Below are 17,242 nucleotides of genomic sequence, written 5' to 3'. Positions count from 1 at the left end.
TGTTTATCTCATTTTTATTTATCTACACTTTCATAAATCCCTACCCAATACCCTTTGCTGCTGTCATAGTATTTGCTTTTAAAAATCCACTTTGTTCCATCTAAAACGAAAGAAGCAGCGAAGTTGCCGTTAGGGCTTTGAACGAGTTTGATGGCATTAATGCCGGCATCTGCTTTCGTTGAGATTGGGCTATTTTCCACGGATGCTGTTGGTGATGCGGCAAAGGCAGGAGCGGCAGACATCAGTAAGGCAAGAGACAGCGCAGAACCGGTTAACACTTTTTTGAATTTCATTTCGAACACTCCCTTTTCAAATGAAATGTATTACAGTGTTAATAATTAGATGATTATCCATAAAATACCTTCCATGTTTCTGAAATTTTTTTCTTCATTTGAAAAAAACATTCCTTCAGAGGGACTTTTTATTTATTGATCCATTTGCATGGGTCAGGGACATGTTTTCAAAACGTTTTTTTATTTGATGCGGATATGATTCAGCTTCACCATCAATCTGTCGGTGAATCTTCGAAGGCTGCCTCTCGAATCAGGCTCAAGAGGCAGATTTGCTTGGGCAGCGATCGTTTCTGCGACCTGCTGAATAGACATTTGGTCTGTATGGAGATGTTCTGTGAAGAGGCTATGAGACAGGCTGTTGATGCAGCGGTCGATTTGTTTTGCGGCCCAGGAGTTTTTTCCTTCCGCTCTGGTGCGCAGGCGTTTCAGCAATGTTTTCTTTGAAGCCAGCAGGGTAAAGTGGTGAATGGTCCGGCCATCCTGTCTCAGCCTGCTGATCATGTCATGGAAGTATTGATCGTTCGTAATGGTCATGGGCACAATGATGATGCCCTGATATGTATCTGACAAATAGGAAAGCATGCTGTAATTGAATTCCCGCCACAGAGGGTAGCTTTGAAAGTCATCATCAGCGATATCCGGCGGTATCATCGAACGCATCGCAAACCCCATCTTTTCAGGATCATATACGTAAGACGGTTTCAGTCTTCTGTGCAGTTCAAACGCTGTTTGTGTTTTTCCGGAACCGAAAGCCCCATTTATCCAAATGATCATCATGATATCCCCCTTTTTCTATATGATACAAAAAAGACCCTTCGATCGAAGAGTCAGCGGGAAAAAACAGACGTATATTCGCGGAGCGATTCCTTTATATGCGTAAAGGCATGTTCTCCAAAATACTCAAGAGAAACAAAACCGTCATATTGTCTGTTCATCAGCTCTTTTAAAAATGCTTTTTGATCGAGATCTCCTTGAAAAATCGGAGTTGGCTTGCTGAGATACCAGTTGTCAAAATTCCAGTGATAGTTTTTCAGATGAATGTGGCTGACGGTATGATACAGTTTTTCTAAAGCGGGCATTTGGTCAACGTGATTGACGTGTAGGTTGGAGCCGTCAAAAATGGTGCGGACCCGCGGATGTCCGACACCCTCCAAAAATGCCAGCGCCGCCTCCGGTGTATCCGCGTACGTGTCGTAATGAATCTCAAGCCCGATATCGACTTCATAGTCATCTGCGAGCCGTGCCGCCTGCTGAAATTGATCAACCGCACGTTGCCACTTTTCCGGTGACGTCCGATGCGAAGGAAGATTGCCGGCAAAGACTCTGATCAAGGGACTGTGCAGCTGTCGTGCCGCGCTTAATGCCCTTTGAACATCCTTTAACGCCTGCCTTTCATCCTGAGTGGCGAAGTCAGTGTACAAACTGACGGCAGGCACCCCGATGCCTTCCTCCTGAAGCTGCTGATCAAGCCTGTCGAGCGGGCCGATTTCCTCTATATATTGTTTAGCATGTCCGTACCACAGTTCGATTCCCTCAAAGGAGTGCTCCTTCGCGAAAGAAATGATGTCGAGAATATGCTTTTTTTTAAAACCTGTCGTGCAAAAACTCAGTTTCATCGGTAATCCTCCCGTAACTGTCTATCATATGTGTACTTTTTCCCCGGGTGCGATGCGGATAAACAGGTGAAAAGGGCAGACACTTTTTTATAAGCGGGGTGTGTCTGCATCAGGTCAGTGCGGCACACAAATTGTTTAGCGCTTTTTTGCGTCAAAGTATTAAATAATTGACCGAAGTGTTGTACAATTAATTTCATTCGAGTAAGGGGGGAGAAGCCATTGAAAAATGAAACGGAGCTGACGGACTTCAGTCCCGTCCGCAATAAACCGACTCGCGCTCGTTATGTGATACTGATTCTTTTGTTTTTTATCACTGCGATTAATTATATAGACCGTGCCAGTGTATCTATCGCCGCCCCGTCCATTCAGACATCGCTGAACATAAGCCCCGCGCTTTTGGGCGTCGTCTTTTCCGCATTCAGCTGGACTTATACGGGAATGCAGATTCCCGGCGGGCTCATTTTGGACAAATTCGGGTCAAAACGGACGTACGGCGTTTCTTTATTGATCTGGTCTGTTTTCACCGGAGTGCAGGCTTTTGCGGCCAGTTTCGGATTTTTATTCGGCTGCCGCCTGATTATCGGGCTGGCTGAATCGCCTGCGTTTCCGGCAAACAACCGGATTGTCACGACATGGTTTCCAAGGCGGGAACGCGCCTTTGCGACGGGTGCTTATACGGCGGGGGAATATGTGGGGCTGGCGTTCGCCACACCGGTTTTATTCTGGGTGTTAACGGCATTTGACTGGCGCGCCGTCTTTATTTCCTCAGGGGTGCTCGGGCTTGTTTTCTCCATTTTCTGGTTCAAAATGTATCACGAGCCGAATCGGTGCCGGAAAGTGAACCGGGAGGAGCTTGATTATATTAGAGAAGGCGGCGGACTGACAGAGGTGTCAGAATCAGCCGGCAGGATCACGTGGCCGGATTTCGTCCAGCTTCTTAAATACCGCAAGCTTGTCGGCTTGTATATCGGCCAGTTCGCCGTAGCCTCCACGCTGTTCTTCTTTTTGACATGGTTTCCGACTTATCTGGCGGAGGCAAAGCACATGGCTTTCTTAAAAGTCGGCTTCGCCGCATCAATTCCGTATATCGCCGCCTTTTTCGGCGTATTGTTCGGCGGATATTGGTCTGACGGAATGATGAAACGGGGCGTGTCGGTGAACGTTGCCCGGAAAACGCCCGTCATCCTCGGTCTTCTGCTGACAGGCTCCATCGTGCTCGCGAATGTTACGGATTCTGCTCCTGCGGTTTTGACGATCTTATCCATTGCTTCTTTTGCGCAGGGCATGTCCAATATATCCTGGACGATGCTGAGTGAGGTGGCGCCAAGCGAGACAATCGGATTGGCAGGAGGCGTGTTTAACTTTTTCGCCAATATGGCCGGTATTATCACCCCGCTTATCATCGGGTTTATCGTTTCTGCGACCGGTTCATATAACGGAGCGATTCTGTTTGTCGGCGCTGTCGCATTTATCGGGGCATTTTCTTATATTTTCATTGTCGGAAAGGTGGAACGCATTACGCTCCGATAGAAAGAAAAACTCATCTCTTCTTATAAAGGATGGGTTTTCTTTCATTGCATTATCTCTATATTTCAATATTGAGTTATCATATAATAAACATAACTTTTTCATTTCTTAGGAGGATTTCGCCGAAGATGAACGCAAAACGTGCCATTCCCGTAAGAGAAAGAAATATCGTACTGATCGGATTCATGGGTGTCGGAAAGACAACAATCGGCCAGCTGGTCGCTAAGAAATTATACAGAGACTTCATTGATATTGATCTGCAGATTGAGAAAGATTTCAATATGTCCATCCCTGAAATGTTTGAGAAAAAAGGTGAAGCCTTTTTCCGTCAGACCGAAAAGGATTATATATTAGATATTTGCCGCAATACGAAATTCAAGATCGTGTCACTTGGGGGCGGTTCGTTTAAACAAGAGGAAATCAGACAGTGCTGCCTTGAAAACTGTCTCGTGCTCCATCTTGATCTATCATGGGAGAATTGGAAGCAGCGGGCTGATCTGCTGATTGAAAGCCGTCCCGTTCTGCATAACCGTTCCATGGATGAAATGCAGCAGCTCTTTAACGAGCGCCAAAGCATCTATGATAAACATAATTCAAAAGTGGCGACGGATAATCTGGAACCAGAAGAAATAGCCGATTATATCGTAGAAACGTTAAAAATCGGCTGGGACCTGTATCAGCCGATGTAAAAAGAGCCGTGACGCTGTGAGCGCACGGCTTTTTTGTTTTTAAACAAACGTTTATTAAAATGTTTAGAAAATGAGTGTAAAATCGTGTTAAGATAGAGTCAGAAAATTAAATCTTATAAAACAAAGGAGAATAATCGGATATGCAATTATACGACTTGCCGCTCGACCAACTGCAAACCTATAAACCAAATAAAACCGCTCCTCATGACTTTTCAGATTTTTGGGCATCATCATTACATGAGCTTGCAAAGGAAGAGGCAAAGCCTGAATTGAAGGCTGAAAGCTACCCGGCTGATGGAGTGAAAGTATTCCGGCTGACATACCGTAGCTTCGGCAAGGCGGAAATTGAGGGATGGTACGCCGTTCCCGACCGGCAAGGACCGCATCCGGCCATCGTGAAATATCACGGCTATAACGCGAGCTATGACGGGGATATACATGACATCGTAAATTGGGCGCTTCACGGATATGCCGCGTTCGGCATGCTTGTCCGCGGTCAGCACAGCAGCACAGATACAAGCGTCTCACCGCACGGACACGTTCCCGGCTGGATGACGAAAGGGATTTTAGATAAAGATACATATTATTACCGCGGCGTGTACTTAGACGCCGTCCGGGCTTTGGAAGTCATCAGCGGCTTTGATGAAGTGGATGAAACAAGGATCGCCGTCATCGGCGGGAGCCAGGGAGGCGGACTTTCAATCGCCGCGGCGGCACTATCTGATATTCCGAGAGCGGTTGCGGCCGATTATCCTTATTTAAGCAATTTTGAGCGGGCCATTGATGTCGCTCTTGATGAGCCGTATCTTGAGATTAACTCCTTTTTCAGAAAGAACGGCAGCCCTGAAACGGAGAAGGCCGCGATGAATACACTGGCCTATTTTGATATCATGAATCTGGCGGACCGCGTAAAGGTTCCGGTGCTCATGTCCATCGGGCTGATTGACCGCGTGACTCCGCCGTCGACGGTGTTTGCCGCTTACAATCATCTGGAAACGGAAAAACAATTGAAGGTTTACCGGTATTTCGGACATGAATACATACCTTCTTTCCATACGGAAAAGCTGGCCTTTCTGAAAGCGCATCTGAAAGGCTGACGACAGCGAAAAGCCCAAGTACTTGGGCTTTTTTCAGGAATGATCACGGAAAAGGACGGATACAGATGGAACAAAGGATCATCGAAGAATTAAAACGAATTGAAGAACAGCACGGCGTCAAGGTGCTTTACGCCGTAGAATCAGGGAGCCGCGCATGGGGATTTCCGTCAAGCGACAGCGACTACGATGTACGGTTTCTCTATGTGCCGAAAAAAGAATGGTACTTTTCGATCGAACCGCATAGGGATGTCATAGAAGAGCCGATTCATGACATGCTTGACATCAGCGGGTGGGAACTGAGAAAAGCGCTTAGGCTTTTTAAAAAATCAAATCCGCCTCTTTTGGAATGGCTCTCTTCGGAGATGATCTATTATGAAGCTTTCTCAGCGGCTGAAAAGCTTCGAAAACTGAAAATCCGCGCCTTTTCGCCTGAAGCCGGCATCTATCATTATCTCAATATGGCAAAACGGAATGAAAAAACGGAACTGCGGGGCAGTGAAGTGAAGATTAAAAAGTATTTTTACGTTCTGCGTCCTCTCCTTGCCTGCAGATGGATTGAAACATTCGGCTCCGTACCGCCGATGTCATTTCCCGTACTGGCCGATGCCTTATTGACGGATGAAGCGCTCATTTCTGAAATCAATACACTGCTTACAAGGAAAAAAAGCGGTCAGGAGCTGGCTCCGGAACCGAGAAATACGATCATTCATGCATTTATAGAAGAAGAAATAGAACGCATCGGGCACTATGTCAAAACGATCAAAACGCCGAAACCTGACATAACAGAGGAACTGAATCGGCTATTGATTCAGACCGTCGAAGAGGCGTGGGGGGAAAAAGGCGGAAATTGACGATTGCCGTCATTTTCGTCCGCCTTTTTTCGGCATAATCCGCCTGCTATCTAAGAAGCTGATTGTGGTAAAACCACAAAAATTTATCAGAATCTTTGTATTTTTAGAATATTGTGAGAGGATGTTTTGTCCATTTACAATAGACTCATACAAATACTTCTTAGATTGCGGGGTGTTAAGGTTGGAAGTGATTACAAGAGATTTTTTCTTATTTTTATCCAAGAGCAGCTTTCTCAATAAGATGGCGCGAAGCTGGGGAAGCCGTGTGGCAGCCGGCAAAATCATCGGAGGAATGGATTTCCGCAGTTCTATCCCGACAATCCGACATTTGAACAGCCAAGGGCTGTCAGTTACTGTCGATCATTTGGGGGAATTTGTCAACAGCGGTGATGTCGCGAAAGAACGCACCGAGGAGTGCATGCAGACCATCGCCTTAATCGCTGATGAACAGCTGAATTCCCAAGTGTCATTAAAAATGACGTCTTTAGGTCTTGATATAGATCTCGATCTCGTCTATGAAAATATGATGAAAATCCTCCAGACGGCTGAAAAACATAAAGTCATGGTGACGATTGACATGGAAGATGAAACGAGATGCCAGAAGACGCTGGATATCTTTAAAGACTTCCGGAGCCGGTATGAATATGTTAGCACCGTGGTGCAGGCTTATCTGTACAGAACGGAGAAGGATCTTGATGACCTCAGCCCGCTAAATCCGTTTCTGCGGCTTGTCAAAGGGGCCTATAAAGAATCGGAAAAGGTGGCCTATCCTGAAAAAAGCGACGTCGATGAAAATTATAAAAGACTCATCCGCAAACAGCTTTTAAAAGGACATTATACGGCAGTTGCCACGCATGATGACAAAATGATCGAGTTTACAAAACAGCTTGCCAAAGAGCACGGCATTCCAAACGACCGTTTTGAGTTTCAGATGCTGTACGGCATGCGCTCGCAAACCCAGCTCAGCCTGGTGGAAGAAGGATACCGCATGAGAGTCTACCTGCCTTACGGGGATGACTGGTACGGCTATTTCATGAGACGGCTCGCCGAACGCCCCTCAAACATCGCATTCGCCTTTAAAGGAATGACTAAGAAGTAAAAAAGGGAGAGATGACAATGACTACACCTTATAAACACGAACCATTCACGAATTTCCAAGATCAATCGAACGTTGAAGAATTTAAGAAAGCGCTTGCGACGGTAAATGAGTATCTGGGAAAAGATTATCCGCTCGTCATCAACGGTGAAAAGGTAGAGACGGAAGCGAAAATCGTTTCAATCAATCCGGCTGATAAAGAAGAAGTCGTCGGAAAAGTGTCAAAGGCGTCCCAGGAGCACGCTGAGCAAGCGATTGAAGCAGCTGCGAAAGCGTTCGAAGAGTGGAGATACACATCCCCTGAAGAAAGAGCGGCCGTTTTGTTCCGCGCAGCTGCCAAAGTCCGCCGCAGAAAGCACGAATTCTCCGCCCTGCTCGTCAAGGAAGCGGGAAAACCTTGGAACGAAGCTGATGCAGATACGGCTGAAGCGATTGACTTCATGGAGTATTATGCACGCCAAATGATCGAACTGGCAAAAGGCAAACCGGTCAACAGCCGTGAGGGCGAGAAAAACCAATATGTATACACGCCGACCGGCGTAACGGTTGTTATTCCGCCGTGGAACTTCTTGTTTGCGATCATGGCAGGAACAACAGTGGCGCCGATCGTTACTGGAAACACAGTGGTTCTAAAACCTGCGAGTGCTACACCTGTTATTGCAGCAAAATTTGTTGAAGTGCTTGAAGAGTCCGGATTGCCAAAAGGCGTAGTCAACTTTGTGCCGGGAAGCGGAGCGGAAGTGGGAGACTATCTCGTCGATCACCCGAAAACAAGCATCATTACGTTTACGGGATCACGTGAAGTCGGTACGAGAATTTTCGAACGCGCGGCGAAAGTGCAGCCGGGACAGCAGCATCTGAAACGCGTCATTGCAGAAATGGGCGGTAAAGATACGGTTGTCGTTGACGAAGATGCGGACATTGAATTGGCGGCTCAATCCATCTTTACATCAGCATTCGGCTTCGCGGGACAAAAATGTTCTGCAGGTTCACGTGCAGTTGTCCATGAAAAAGTGTATGATCAAGTATTAGAGCGCGTCATCGAAATCACTGAATCAAAAGTGACGGCAAGCCCTGACAGCGCTGACGTGTATATGGGACCTGTCATCGACCAAGGTTCTTACGACAAGATCATGAGCTACATTGAAATCGGAAAAGAAGAAGGCCGTTTAGTAAGCGGCGGCACCGGAGATGATTCAAAAGGCTACTTTATTAAGCCGACGATCTTCGCTGACCTTGATCCGAAAGCCAGACTCATGCAGGAAGAAATTTTCGGGCCTGTCGTGGCATTTTCTAAAGTGTCAAACTTTGATGAAGCTTTAGAAGTGGCAAATAATACTGAATATGGTCTGACAGGCGCGGTCATTACAAACAACCGCAAACATATTGAACGGGCGAAACAGGAATTCCATGTCGGCAACCTGTACTTCAACCGCAATTGTACGGGAGCGATTGTCGGCTACCATCCGTTCGGAGGCTTCAAAATGTCCGGCACTGATTCAAAAGCGGGCGGCCCGGATTATTTGGCCCTCCACATGCAGGCGAAAACAATCAGTGAAACGTTTTAAGAGGGACTGAATGGGCATCCTCCTCGCGGGGGGTGTCCATTTCACCATAAACATATAAAGCGGAGGAGGAAATGCCATAGCAAACATTCAGTTGATTATTTCCATTTGTATTTATATGGCGGGCATGCTGTTTATCGGTTATTTCGCCTACAGACGGACGTCAAATCTGACGGATTACATGCTCGGGGGGCGTTCTTTAGGCCCTGCCGTCACAGCGCTCAGCGCGGGAGCGGCGGATATGAGCGGATGGCTCTTGATGGGGCTTCCGGGCGCTATGTTCTCGACAGGATTAAGCGGCGCTTGGATTGTGCTCGGGCTTGTGCTCGGGGCGTGGGCGAACTGGCTTTTCGTGGCGCCGAGACTGAGAACGTATACCGAAAAAGCGGGGAATTCCATCACCATTCCGGGTTTCCTTGAAAACCGTTTCGGTGATCATACGAAGCTTCTCAGACTGTTTTCGGGTCTTGTCATTCTCGTCTTTTTCACATTTTACGTATCATCCGGCATGGTATCCGGAGGCGTCTTATTCAACAGCATTTTAGCTTTGAATTACCACACGGGACTGTGGGTCGTGACAGGCGTCGTTGTCGCCTACACCTTGTTCGGGGGCTTTTTGGCGGTAAGCTGGACGGACTTTGTCCAAGGGATCATTATGTTTGCGGCGCTTATTCTCGTGCCGATTGTGACGATTTTTCATACGGGCGGACCGGGGGAAACCGTTGCCGATATCCGTTCCGTCAACCCGGAACTGTTTAACATGTTCAAAGGGACGACCGTCCTCGGCATTATTTCTTTATTTGCGTGGGGGCTCGGCTATTTCGGGCAGCCGCATATTATTGTGCGCTTTATGGCGATCACATCTGTGAAAGAAATCAAACGCGCCAGACGGATCGGAATGGGATGGATGATTTTGTCTGCACTAGGCGCGCTGTTTACGGGTCTTGCGGGAATCGCGTATTACCATCAGCACGGACTGAAGCTGGCTGATCCGGAAACCATTTTTATTCAGCTCGGCAACATTCTGTTCCACCCGATTATTACGGGATTTCTCATTTCTGCGATTTTAGCGGCCATTATGAGTACGATTTCGTCTCAGCTGCTCGTTACGTCCAGTTCTTTAGTAGAGGATTTGTATAAGTCCATGTTCAGGCGTTCGGCTTCTGATAAGGAACTCGTATTTCTGGGGAGAATGGCAGTGCTTGCGGTGTCAATCATCGCTTTGGTGCTCGCTTGGGAGAAAAACAACACGATACTTGGTCTTGTCAGCTATGCATGGGCGGGATTCGGCGCTTCATTCGGGCCGGTCGTACTGCTCAGTTTATTTTGGAAACGGATGACGAAATGGGGGGCACTCGCCGGCATGATTGCGGGAGCGATTACCGTAATCATTTGGGCGAATGCCGGTCTTTCAGACTTTTTGTACGAAATCATTCCGGGCTTTGCTGTAAGCCTTGCCGCTGTATTTGTCGTCAGCTTATTGACACAGGCTCCGTCAAAAGATGTCACAGATCAGTTTCATGAGTACCGTGATACACTTTCTCAATAAAAGCAAGGAACGAGAGGAAGAAGGGACCGCCCTTTTTCCTCTTTTCACGATACAGGCTTTCGGATCGTGCCGTTTTGGGAATATGTGAATTTTTTTCTATACAAAAAGTCACCCCGCAGAGTATGATAAAGATAAAAAGAGCATAGGAGAAATAGGTATGGAAGAGCTTTTAGAGAGAGTTTTTTCATTTACGGACATTGATAAATTAATTGATTTCATCAGTTATGAATTGCAGAAGCCCGTTATTCTGGAAAGCGCGGATTTCTTTTTGCTTGCCTATAATTCTTATTACATTAATCACTTCGACTCCGCCAACCAGCAGACGATATTTTCAAAAAAATGCCCCGTGCAGATTTTTGAAAGGTTTCTGAAAGACGGGGTGATCGAAAAGCTGAAAACCGTTCCTGAACCGTTCCGTGTCGAAAAAATAGACAGTATCGGACTGAATCAGAGAGTGGTTGTAAGCGCAAAACATAAAGGGGAAGTGATGGGCTACATCTGGATTCAGGAGCTCGACCGAAACTTGACGGACGAGGAGCTCGATTTTTTATATGAAACTTCATTCCATGTCGGAAAAATCATCTATAAAACGAACCGGCTGAAACAGGAAAAAGAAGAGAGAGCGGAAGACCTGGTGAAACGGGCGATCTTTCAGCAATTCTCCTCTGAAAAGGAGTTCAGGCGGGAAGCGGAAAAGATGAACGCCGTGCTGCCGTCGGTTTTTTCGGTAGTCGTCCTGCACGCCGCAAATGGGGATGGGGAGGCAGTCGAAGATGTGAAGGAAAATATCAAATCGTACTTGAATTTGCGGGATAAAGTCAGTCACGTCTTAACCATTGATTCCAATATTGTCATCGTCGTCGCAAGCTTCTCGCAAAAAAGCTCCGGCACTTCGGCAGCATCTGAATTCATCCACAAACTGCTGACTCATTTTCACTTTCAGAAGATCCCCACTCCCATCTATATCGGAATCGGCAATGAATACAGCAGCATCCTGAAGCTCGGCAAAAGTTATATAGAGGCCCTTGAAGTCATAAAGGCCGCCGAAATTACCGGAAACCAGGAAAATATCCCGTACGAATACAGTAAGCTCGGGATTTACCGCTATCTTGAAAGCATCGAAGAAAAAAACGCCTCACTGGAATATGTAAACAATGATTTAGCGTTATTAAAAGCCAAAGACAGAGAAAGCAGTACAGAACTGCTGAAAACGTTAGAAATCTATCTCCTCAATAACTGCAAAACAAAACCAGCCGCAGAACAGCTTTTTATTCATCAAAACACATTGAACTACCGTATCAAACAGATTCTTGACATGACATCAATTAATTTAAACGACTTCAGGACAAGGTGCCAGCTGTATCTCGATATTATGCTGATGAAAAAGAGATAAAAAAGAAACCAGTCGCCGTACTGGTTTCAGTTTTAATACCTTCCCGCTTATCAATCTCAGAACCTCACTTCTGAATCACTCCTTTCCCGCAAGATGAGAAATGAATAAACACTGATCCTCAATATGTGTTATACTTTCATTGATATTGATTCTCAATTAAAAATTTATGAAGTATAGATATAAACGGGAGGCACAACGATGGCGGAAAATCATGAGGTGTACGACGTCACGATTATAGGCGGAGGCCCGATCGGCCTGTTTGCGGCTTTTTATTGCGGGATGCGCGAGCTGAAAACGAAAGTGATCGAGTTTTTGCCGCGGCTCGGAGGGAAAGTGTCTATGTTTTTCCCTGAAAAAATCATCCGTGATATCGGCGGAATACCCGGGATTGCCGGAGAACAGCTGATTAAGCAGCTGAAGGAACAGGCTGCGACATTTAAGCCGGATATCGTGTTGAATCAGCGGGTGACCGGATTTGAACGGCTGGAAGACGGAACCATTGTGCTGGAAAGTTCCAAAGGGGAAAAGCACTATACGCGCACGGTGATTTTGGCCGTCGGCATGGGAACGCTTGAGGTCAATGAACTTGACAGCGCGGATGCGAGCCGTTATTCGGGAAAGAACCTTCATTATAAGGTAGAGAAGCTTGATGCGTTTCGAGATAAGCATGTCGTGATTTCCGGAGGGGGAGATACCGCGGTTGACTGGGCGAATGAGCTGGAACCGATTGCGGCGTCTGTTACCGTCTTGCACCGCAGGGAGGAGTTCGGCGGTTTGGAAAGCAGCGTGGCGAAAATGAAGCGGTCTTCCGTGCGGGTGCTTGCGCCGTATCGTCTGAAGCTTCTCAACGGCACAGGGGAACGGATCGAGAGCGTCACCGTTTGCCAAACTGAGTCCGGACTTTCTGAAGTCATCAAGCTTGATGAGCTCATTATCAACCACGGGTTTAAAATTGATCTCGGCCCGATGAAGGACTGGGGGCTTGAGATAGAAGAAGGCAGGATTAAAGCTGACAGACATATGCGGACGAATCTTCCGGGCGTGTTTGTCGCCGGTGACGCCGCCCATTATGAAAGCAAGCTCAGATTGATTGCAGGCGGTTTTACGGAGGGGCCGACCGCCGTGAACAGCGCCAAAGCCTATTTGGACCCGCAGGCAGATCAGATGGCGATGTATTCGACTCATCATAAAAAATTGGTGACACAATAAAAAAGGCTGACCCCCGATGTTGAGTCTGGGGGGTCAGAAAAGCATTCCGGCGTATCAGCTGTGAACGAGCATGTCTTTCATTTCATTTCGTATAAACGCAAATAACTGCTCCTGGTTTTTCACAGCGGTAAACCCGCAGCCGGCGGGGACGTCTTCGCCCATGCAGATGACGGGAGGGCGGTTTGCCGACGGATCCGGTGATATGCCGATTTGTTTTCCGGCGCTGATCAAATGCTGAGCGGATTCTTTGCCCGTACAGATAATCATTTGCAGAGGAGACTCACTGATCGTGCGTTCGATCATGGAAGTGAACCGCTCATCCGCGATATGTTCATGGGTGATATAAAAAGGGCATGATTTTGATTCTGACAAGTTTTCTGCCGCTTGACGGCTTCCTACAATGAGTGAATGCGGAGAATCATGTTGACATTCGGATAGGAGAAAGCCCCGTTTTGTCAGTTCCGTCTTTGCGGCCTCAGTTGCTGCATTCAGGCTTGCGGTCACCCGGCGGATGTCGATCTGCTTGAAAGCCAGTGTGTCAAAGAATTCGCATACCGCAAGGCGTGATGTGAAAAATAGTTGTTCAAAGGTGCTGATCTGTTTCAGGATGTTTTCGTTTGCGGGCATTTTTTTAACGATCCGCTTCGGCCATTCGATAACATCGGCGCCATACTCGCGCAGCTTGTCTGTCAATGTATGTTCTTCATCGCCATGAGTGACAACCATGATATGCCGCCCGATGAACGGTTTGCTTTCAAACCAGCTGTGTGTTTGAAAATTGACAATATCACCGATGACGATAATGGCAGGGTTGGTGATGTTTTGGCTTTGAACTTTTTCATGGATATCCTGAAGCGTTCCTTTAACGCTCCGCTGCCGCCCCCACGTCCCCCATTGAATGACGAGTACGGGAACGGAAGGGGATTTTCCGTACTCCGTAAGCTGCCGGCATATAAATGACAGATTTTTAACGCCCATGTAAAACACAAGCGTTTGAACGCTTCGGGCAAGCCCTTCCCAGTCGAGATTCGGCCTGCCTTGCAATGATGTATCATGAGCGGTGATCATCGCGAAGGACGAAGCGAAATCACGATGGGTGACGGGGACTCCCGCATACAGCGGCGCTGCGATACCCGAGGTGATGCCGGGCACCATTTCGTAGCGGATGCCGTGCTGATGAAGCGCCTCTGCTTCTTCGCCGACTCTGCCGAACACACTTGGGTCTCCGCCTTTCAAGCGGACGACGGTGCAGCCCTCCGCCGCTTTTTCAATCAGCAGGGCATTTATCTCAGACTGTTTCATAAAATGGCGGTCGGGCAGCTTTCCGCAATAAATGAACCGGCAGTCCGGTGAGGCATATTCAAGAAACTTTGGGTTTGCGAGCCGGTCATACAAAATAATATCCGCTTTCTCCAGAGCCTGTTTTCCTTTTACGGTGATCAGCCCCGGGTCTCCTGGGCCGGCACCGACAAAATATACGATTCCGTTTTTCATGATGGCGTCATCCCTTCAGCAATTTAAAAAATGAAGGACCACTTGAAAAAGTGATCCGGTCTTTGCTCAATACAGGAGGTATACATTCTCTCCTTCAATCAGTGTTTCGTATGTTTTGACACAGCCATGATCCGGCTCTTGGACTTTTCCGTCTTCTAAGGAGATTTTCCAGTCATGCATCGGGCAGAAGACGTATTCTCCGCTGACGATGCCTTCAGCCAGGACGCCCCCTTTATGGGGACAGCGGTTTTCGACGGCGCGGACGCTCCCGTCAGAAAGCTTAAATACGGCAAGCTCTTTATCTTCTATATATACGGTTTTTCCTAACTCCTCCGGTAATTCGTTTACTTTGCCTATGCAAACCTTTGTCATATCTTTATTAACCATGTCCGTTCCCCCTTACTGTTTTATGAAGTCGTGACGACATTTTCGAATAGATCTTTAGATGCTTTTTTATCTTTAAGGAAGTATTGCCACGGATCTTTGTGGACAGAGAGTGTTTCATTCATTCTGTCGTTGAGCTCCTGCCGTTTTTCCGGATCGTTTAATACGGATTGGACATGAGATAAACCGACGCGCTCAAGCCATGCGGATGTCCGCTCCAGATAGTTTGCCGTTTCTCTGTAGTACTGAAGGTAAGCACCCGCATATTCTAAGACTTCTTCATTCGTTTTTACTTTCATCAGCAAATCACCGGCGCGCAAATGGGTTCCGCCGTTTCCGCCGACATAAAGCTCCCAGCCTCCGTCGATGCCGACAACGCCAAGGTCCTTAATGCCTGATTCCGCACAGTTCCGAGGGCAGGCGGACACGGCCATTTTAACCTTATGAGGCGTATTGAGCCCTTCGAATGTTTTCTCAAGCGCAATGCCCAGTGCCATGGAGTCTTGCGTGCCGAAGCGGCAGAATTGTTCGCCTACGCACGTTTTTACCGTGCGGAGTGTTTTTCCGTACGCGTAGCCTGACGGCATATCAAGCTCGGCCCATACTTTCGGCAGGTCTTCTTTTTTGACGCCGATGAGATCAATTCGCTGGCCGCCGGTCATTTTAACGAGCGGGATCTCATATTTGTCGACGACATCGGCGATCTTGCGGAGATCCTTAGAGTTGGTCACGCCGCCGTACATACGGGGCACGACTGAGTATGTTCCGTCTTTTTGAATATTGGCGTGCATCCGTTCGTTCACAAAACGGGATGTTCTGTCATCCTCGTATGTAGCCGGATTAATCATGCCTAAGTAGTAGTTGAGGGCAGGACGGCATTTGGAGCAGCCCTCCGGCGTTTTCCAGCCGAGCACGTTCATGATTTCTCTTGTATGGGACAGCCCTTTGGCTTTGATTTCTTCTACGACTTCATCTCTCGACAGTGAGGTGCAGCCGCAAATCGCTTCTTTTTGCGCGGACGCGTCAAATTCTGAGCCCAGTGTATATTGAAGAATGTCTTCCACGAGCGGTTTACAGCCTCCGCAGGAACGGGATGCCCCGGTGCATGCTTTGATTTCGTCCGTTGATGTGCAGCCTTTTTCCTGAATGGCTTGAATAATCGCGCCTTTTGAAACGCCGTTGCATCCGCAGATGATTTCATCGTCGCTCATCGCCGCGGTCATGCTTGCGCCTGCTTCCTGATCAAGAGGCTGTAAGATTGATATTTTGGAGGTTTCAGAGATATCGGCTTCTTTTTGAATCATTGAAAACAGGCGGCTGCCCTCGCTGCTGTCTCCGAACAAAACAGCGCCGACAATTTGATTGCCCCTCAGGACGATTTTTTTATAAATGCCGTCCTGCTCATCGAACACTTTAATCGCTTTTTTGTCCTCTGATTCGTTAAAGTCACCGGCAGAGAAGACTTCGACGCCTGATACCTTTAATTGAGTGGAGAGAACGGAGCCTTCATACGGTTTTGTTTCAATGCCGCAAATATGTTTGGCCAGCACTTTCGCCTGTTCATAGAGCGGCGCCACAAGACCGTATGCGATTCCGCGGTGCTCGGCACATTCACCGACCGCGTAAATGTGCGGAATGTCAGTCTGCATATAATCATTAACAATGATTCCGCGGTTTACCGGAATGCCGCTTTCTGTGCCAAGCTGTGTATTCGGGCGGATGCCGACCGCCATGACGACCAGGTCAGCTTCGATGCTTGTGCCGTCTTTGAAGCGTACGCCTTCGACACGGTCAGTACCGAGAATTTCTTCGGTTTGCTTTTCAAGGAAAAAGGTCATGCCTTGTTTTTCTAATTCGTTTTGCAGCAGGCGTCCCGCCGCTGCGTCAAGCTGGCGCTCCATCAGGAATGGGGCGAGGTGGATGACAGACACGTCCATTCCGAGATTCAGCAGTCCGCGTGCGGCTTCCAAACCCAGCAGTCCTCCGCCGATGACGGCTGCTTTTTTATATTGTTTTGACGCGGCGAGCATCGTGTCTGTATCTTTTATGTCCCGGAATGCCGTGACGCCTTGTTTGTCTGCGCCCGGAATCGGAAGGATAAAAGGGACAGAGCCTGTCGCCAGGATGAGTTCATCGTAAGGCTGGATTCTGTCTGCATCGGTGATGAGGGTTTTGTTTTCCGTGTCGACTTTGATGACTGTTTCACCGGTATACAGCTGAATGTTGTTTTCTTTGTACCAGTTCCAATCGTTTAACGTAATGTCTTGAATGTCGGTATCGCCTTGCAGCACTTTTGACAGAAGGATTCGGTTATAGTTGGGATGAGGTTCGGCCCCGAATATTGTAATCTCAAATTCGTCTTTTGAAACACGCAGTATTTCTTCAATCGCTCTTACCCCGGCCATTCCATTTCCAACAAGGACTAGCTGTTTTTTTCCCATCAGATGATCCGCTCCTTATCTTTGTTTTTTTTAGCGTA

General features: G+C 47.6%; 15 protein-coding genes. 9 read left to right on the top strand and 6 right to left on the bottom strand.

Annotation, left to right across the window (positions count from 1 at the left end; genetic code table 11):
* Positions 1-14 precede the first annotated feature (14 nt).
* The 3 genes from G9F75_RS14835 to G9F75_RS14825 form a co-directional block, all read right to left on the bottom strand.
* The gene (locus G9F75_RS14835; RefSeq protein ID WP_007609269.1) at positions 15-293 is read right to left on the bottom strand and encodes an antimicrobial peptide LCI; all 279 of its coding nucleotides are present in this window, start codon (positions 291-293) and stop codon (positions 15-17) included.
* A 180-nt stretch (positions 294-473) separates the two neighbouring features.
* Positions 474-1,067, bottom strand: a complete 594-nt coding sequence (gene tmrB, locus G9F75_RS14830) for a tunicamycin resistance ATP-binding TmrB (protein ID WP_029973916.1) — start codon at positions 1,065-1,067, stop codon at positions 474-476.
* Between the two features lie 53 nt (positions 1,068-1,120).
* Complete coding sequence (locus G9F75_RS14825) at positions 1,121-1,909, bottom strand: sugar phosphate isomerase/epimerase family protein (RefSeq protein WP_167409202.1); 789 nt, start codon at positions 1,907-1,909, stop codon at positions 1,121-1,123.
* Between the two features lie 219 nt (positions 1,910-2,128).
* Between G9F75_RS14825 and G9F75_RS14820 the strand changes: the two genes are divergently transcribed.
* The 9 genes from G9F75_RS14820 (at position 2,129) to G9F75_RS14780 (ending at position 12,885) form a co-directional block, all read left to right on the top strand.
* Positions 2,129-3,439: an MFS transporter gene (locus G9F75_RS14820; RefSeq protein WP_007609271.1), complete on the top strand. Its 1,311-nt coding sequence runs from the start codon at positions 2,129-2,131 to the stop codon at positions 3,437-3,439.
* Positions 3,440-3,564: 125 nt separating this feature from the next.
* Positions 3,565-4,125, top strand: coding sequence for a shikimate kinase (locus G9F75_RS14815; protein WP_003156609.1), 561 nt, complete (start codon positions 3,565-3,567; stop codon positions 4,123-4,125).
* A 140-nt stretch (positions 4,126-4,265) separates the two neighbouring features.
* Complete coding sequence (gene cah, locus G9F75_RS14810) at positions 4,266-5,222, top strand: cephalosporin C deacetylase (RefSeq protein ID WP_167409201.1); 957 nt, start codon at positions 4,266-4,268, stop codon at positions 5,220-5,222.
* Positions 5,223-5,287: 65 nt separating this feature from the next.
* On the top strand, positions 5,288-6,073 hold the full coding sequence (locus G9F75_RS14805; RefSeq protein ID WP_128496426.1) for a nucleotidyltransferase domain-containing protein: 786 nt from the start codon (positions 5,288-5,290) through the stop codon (positions 6,071-6,073).
* A 187-nt stretch (positions 6,074-6,260) separates the two neighbouring features.
* On the top strand, positions 6,261-7,172 hold the full coding sequence (locus G9F75_RS14800; protein WP_100262117.1) for a proline dehydrogenase family protein: 912 nt from the start codon (positions 6,261-6,263) through the stop codon (positions 7,170-7,172).
* 17 nt (positions 7,173-7,189) lie between these two features.
* On the top strand, positions 7,190-8,737 hold the full coding sequence (pruA, locus tag G9F75_RS14795) for an L-glutamate gamma-semialdehyde dehydrogenase (protein WP_100261588.1): 1,548 nt from the start codon (positions 7,190-7,192) through the stop codon (positions 8,735-8,737).
* A 91-nt stretch (positions 8,738-8,828) separates the two neighbouring features.
* Entirely contained in the window at positions 8,829-10,283 is a 1,455-nt protein-coding gene (gene putP, locus G9F75_RS14790; protein ID WP_167409200.1) for a sodium/proline symporter PutP, read from the top strand.
* 157 nt (positions 10,284-10,440) lie between these two features.
* Positions 10,441-11,676 (top strand): proline utilization transcriptional regulator PutR, encoded by a 1,236-nt coding sequence (gene putR, locus G9F75_RS14785; protein WP_021494194.1) that lies wholly within the window; start codon positions 10,441-10,443, stop codon positions 11,674-11,676.
* A 198-nt stretch (positions 11,677-11,874) separates the two neighbouring features.
* The gene (locus tag G9F75_RS14780) at positions 11,875-12,885 is read left to right on the top strand and encodes an NAD(P)/FAD-dependent oxidoreductase (RefSeq protein ID WP_167409199.1); all 1,011 of its coding nucleotides are present in this window, start codon (positions 11,875-11,877) and stop codon (positions 12,883-12,885) included.
* A gap of 54 nt (positions 12,886-12,939) precedes the next feature.
* Here G9F75_RS14780 and cobA read toward each other — a convergent pair whose 3' ends face one another.
* The 3 genes from cobA to nasD all read right to left on the bottom strand — a co-directional run bounded on the left by cobA (position 12,940) and on the right by nasD (position 17,204).
* Complete coding sequence (cobA, locus tag G9F75_RS14775) at positions 12,940-14,379, bottom strand: uroporphyrinogen-III C-methyltransferase (RefSeq protein ID WP_100261589.1); 1,440 nt, start codon at positions 14,377-14,379, stop codon at positions 12,940-12,942.
* A gap of 66 nt (positions 14,380-14,445) precedes the next feature.
* The gene (nirD, locus tag G9F75_RS14770) at positions 14,446-14,766 is read right to left on the bottom strand and encodes a nitrite reductase small subunit NirD (RefSeq protein ID WP_007409365.1); all 321 of its coding nucleotides are present in this window, start codon (positions 14,764-14,766) and stop codon (positions 14,446-14,448) included.
* 20 nt (positions 14,767-14,786) lie between these two features.
* Positions 14,787-17,204 carry an NADPH-nitrite reductase gene (gene nasD, locus G9F75_RS14765; RefSeq protein WP_103527169.1) on the bottom strand — a complete coding sequence of 806 codons (2,418 nt, stop codon included), beginning with the start codon at positions 17,202-17,204 and terminating at the stop codon, positions 14,787-14,789.
* Positions 17,205-17,242 lie beyond the last annotated feature (38 nt).

Source organism: Bacillus sp. EKM208B, assembly GCF_011800725.1.
GTDB lineage: Bacteria > Bacillota > Bacilli > Bacillales > Bacillaceae > Bacillus > Bacillus velezensis.
Note: the sequence above shows the minus strand (reverse complement) of the source record. Positions and strands in the feature narration are given on the sequence as shown.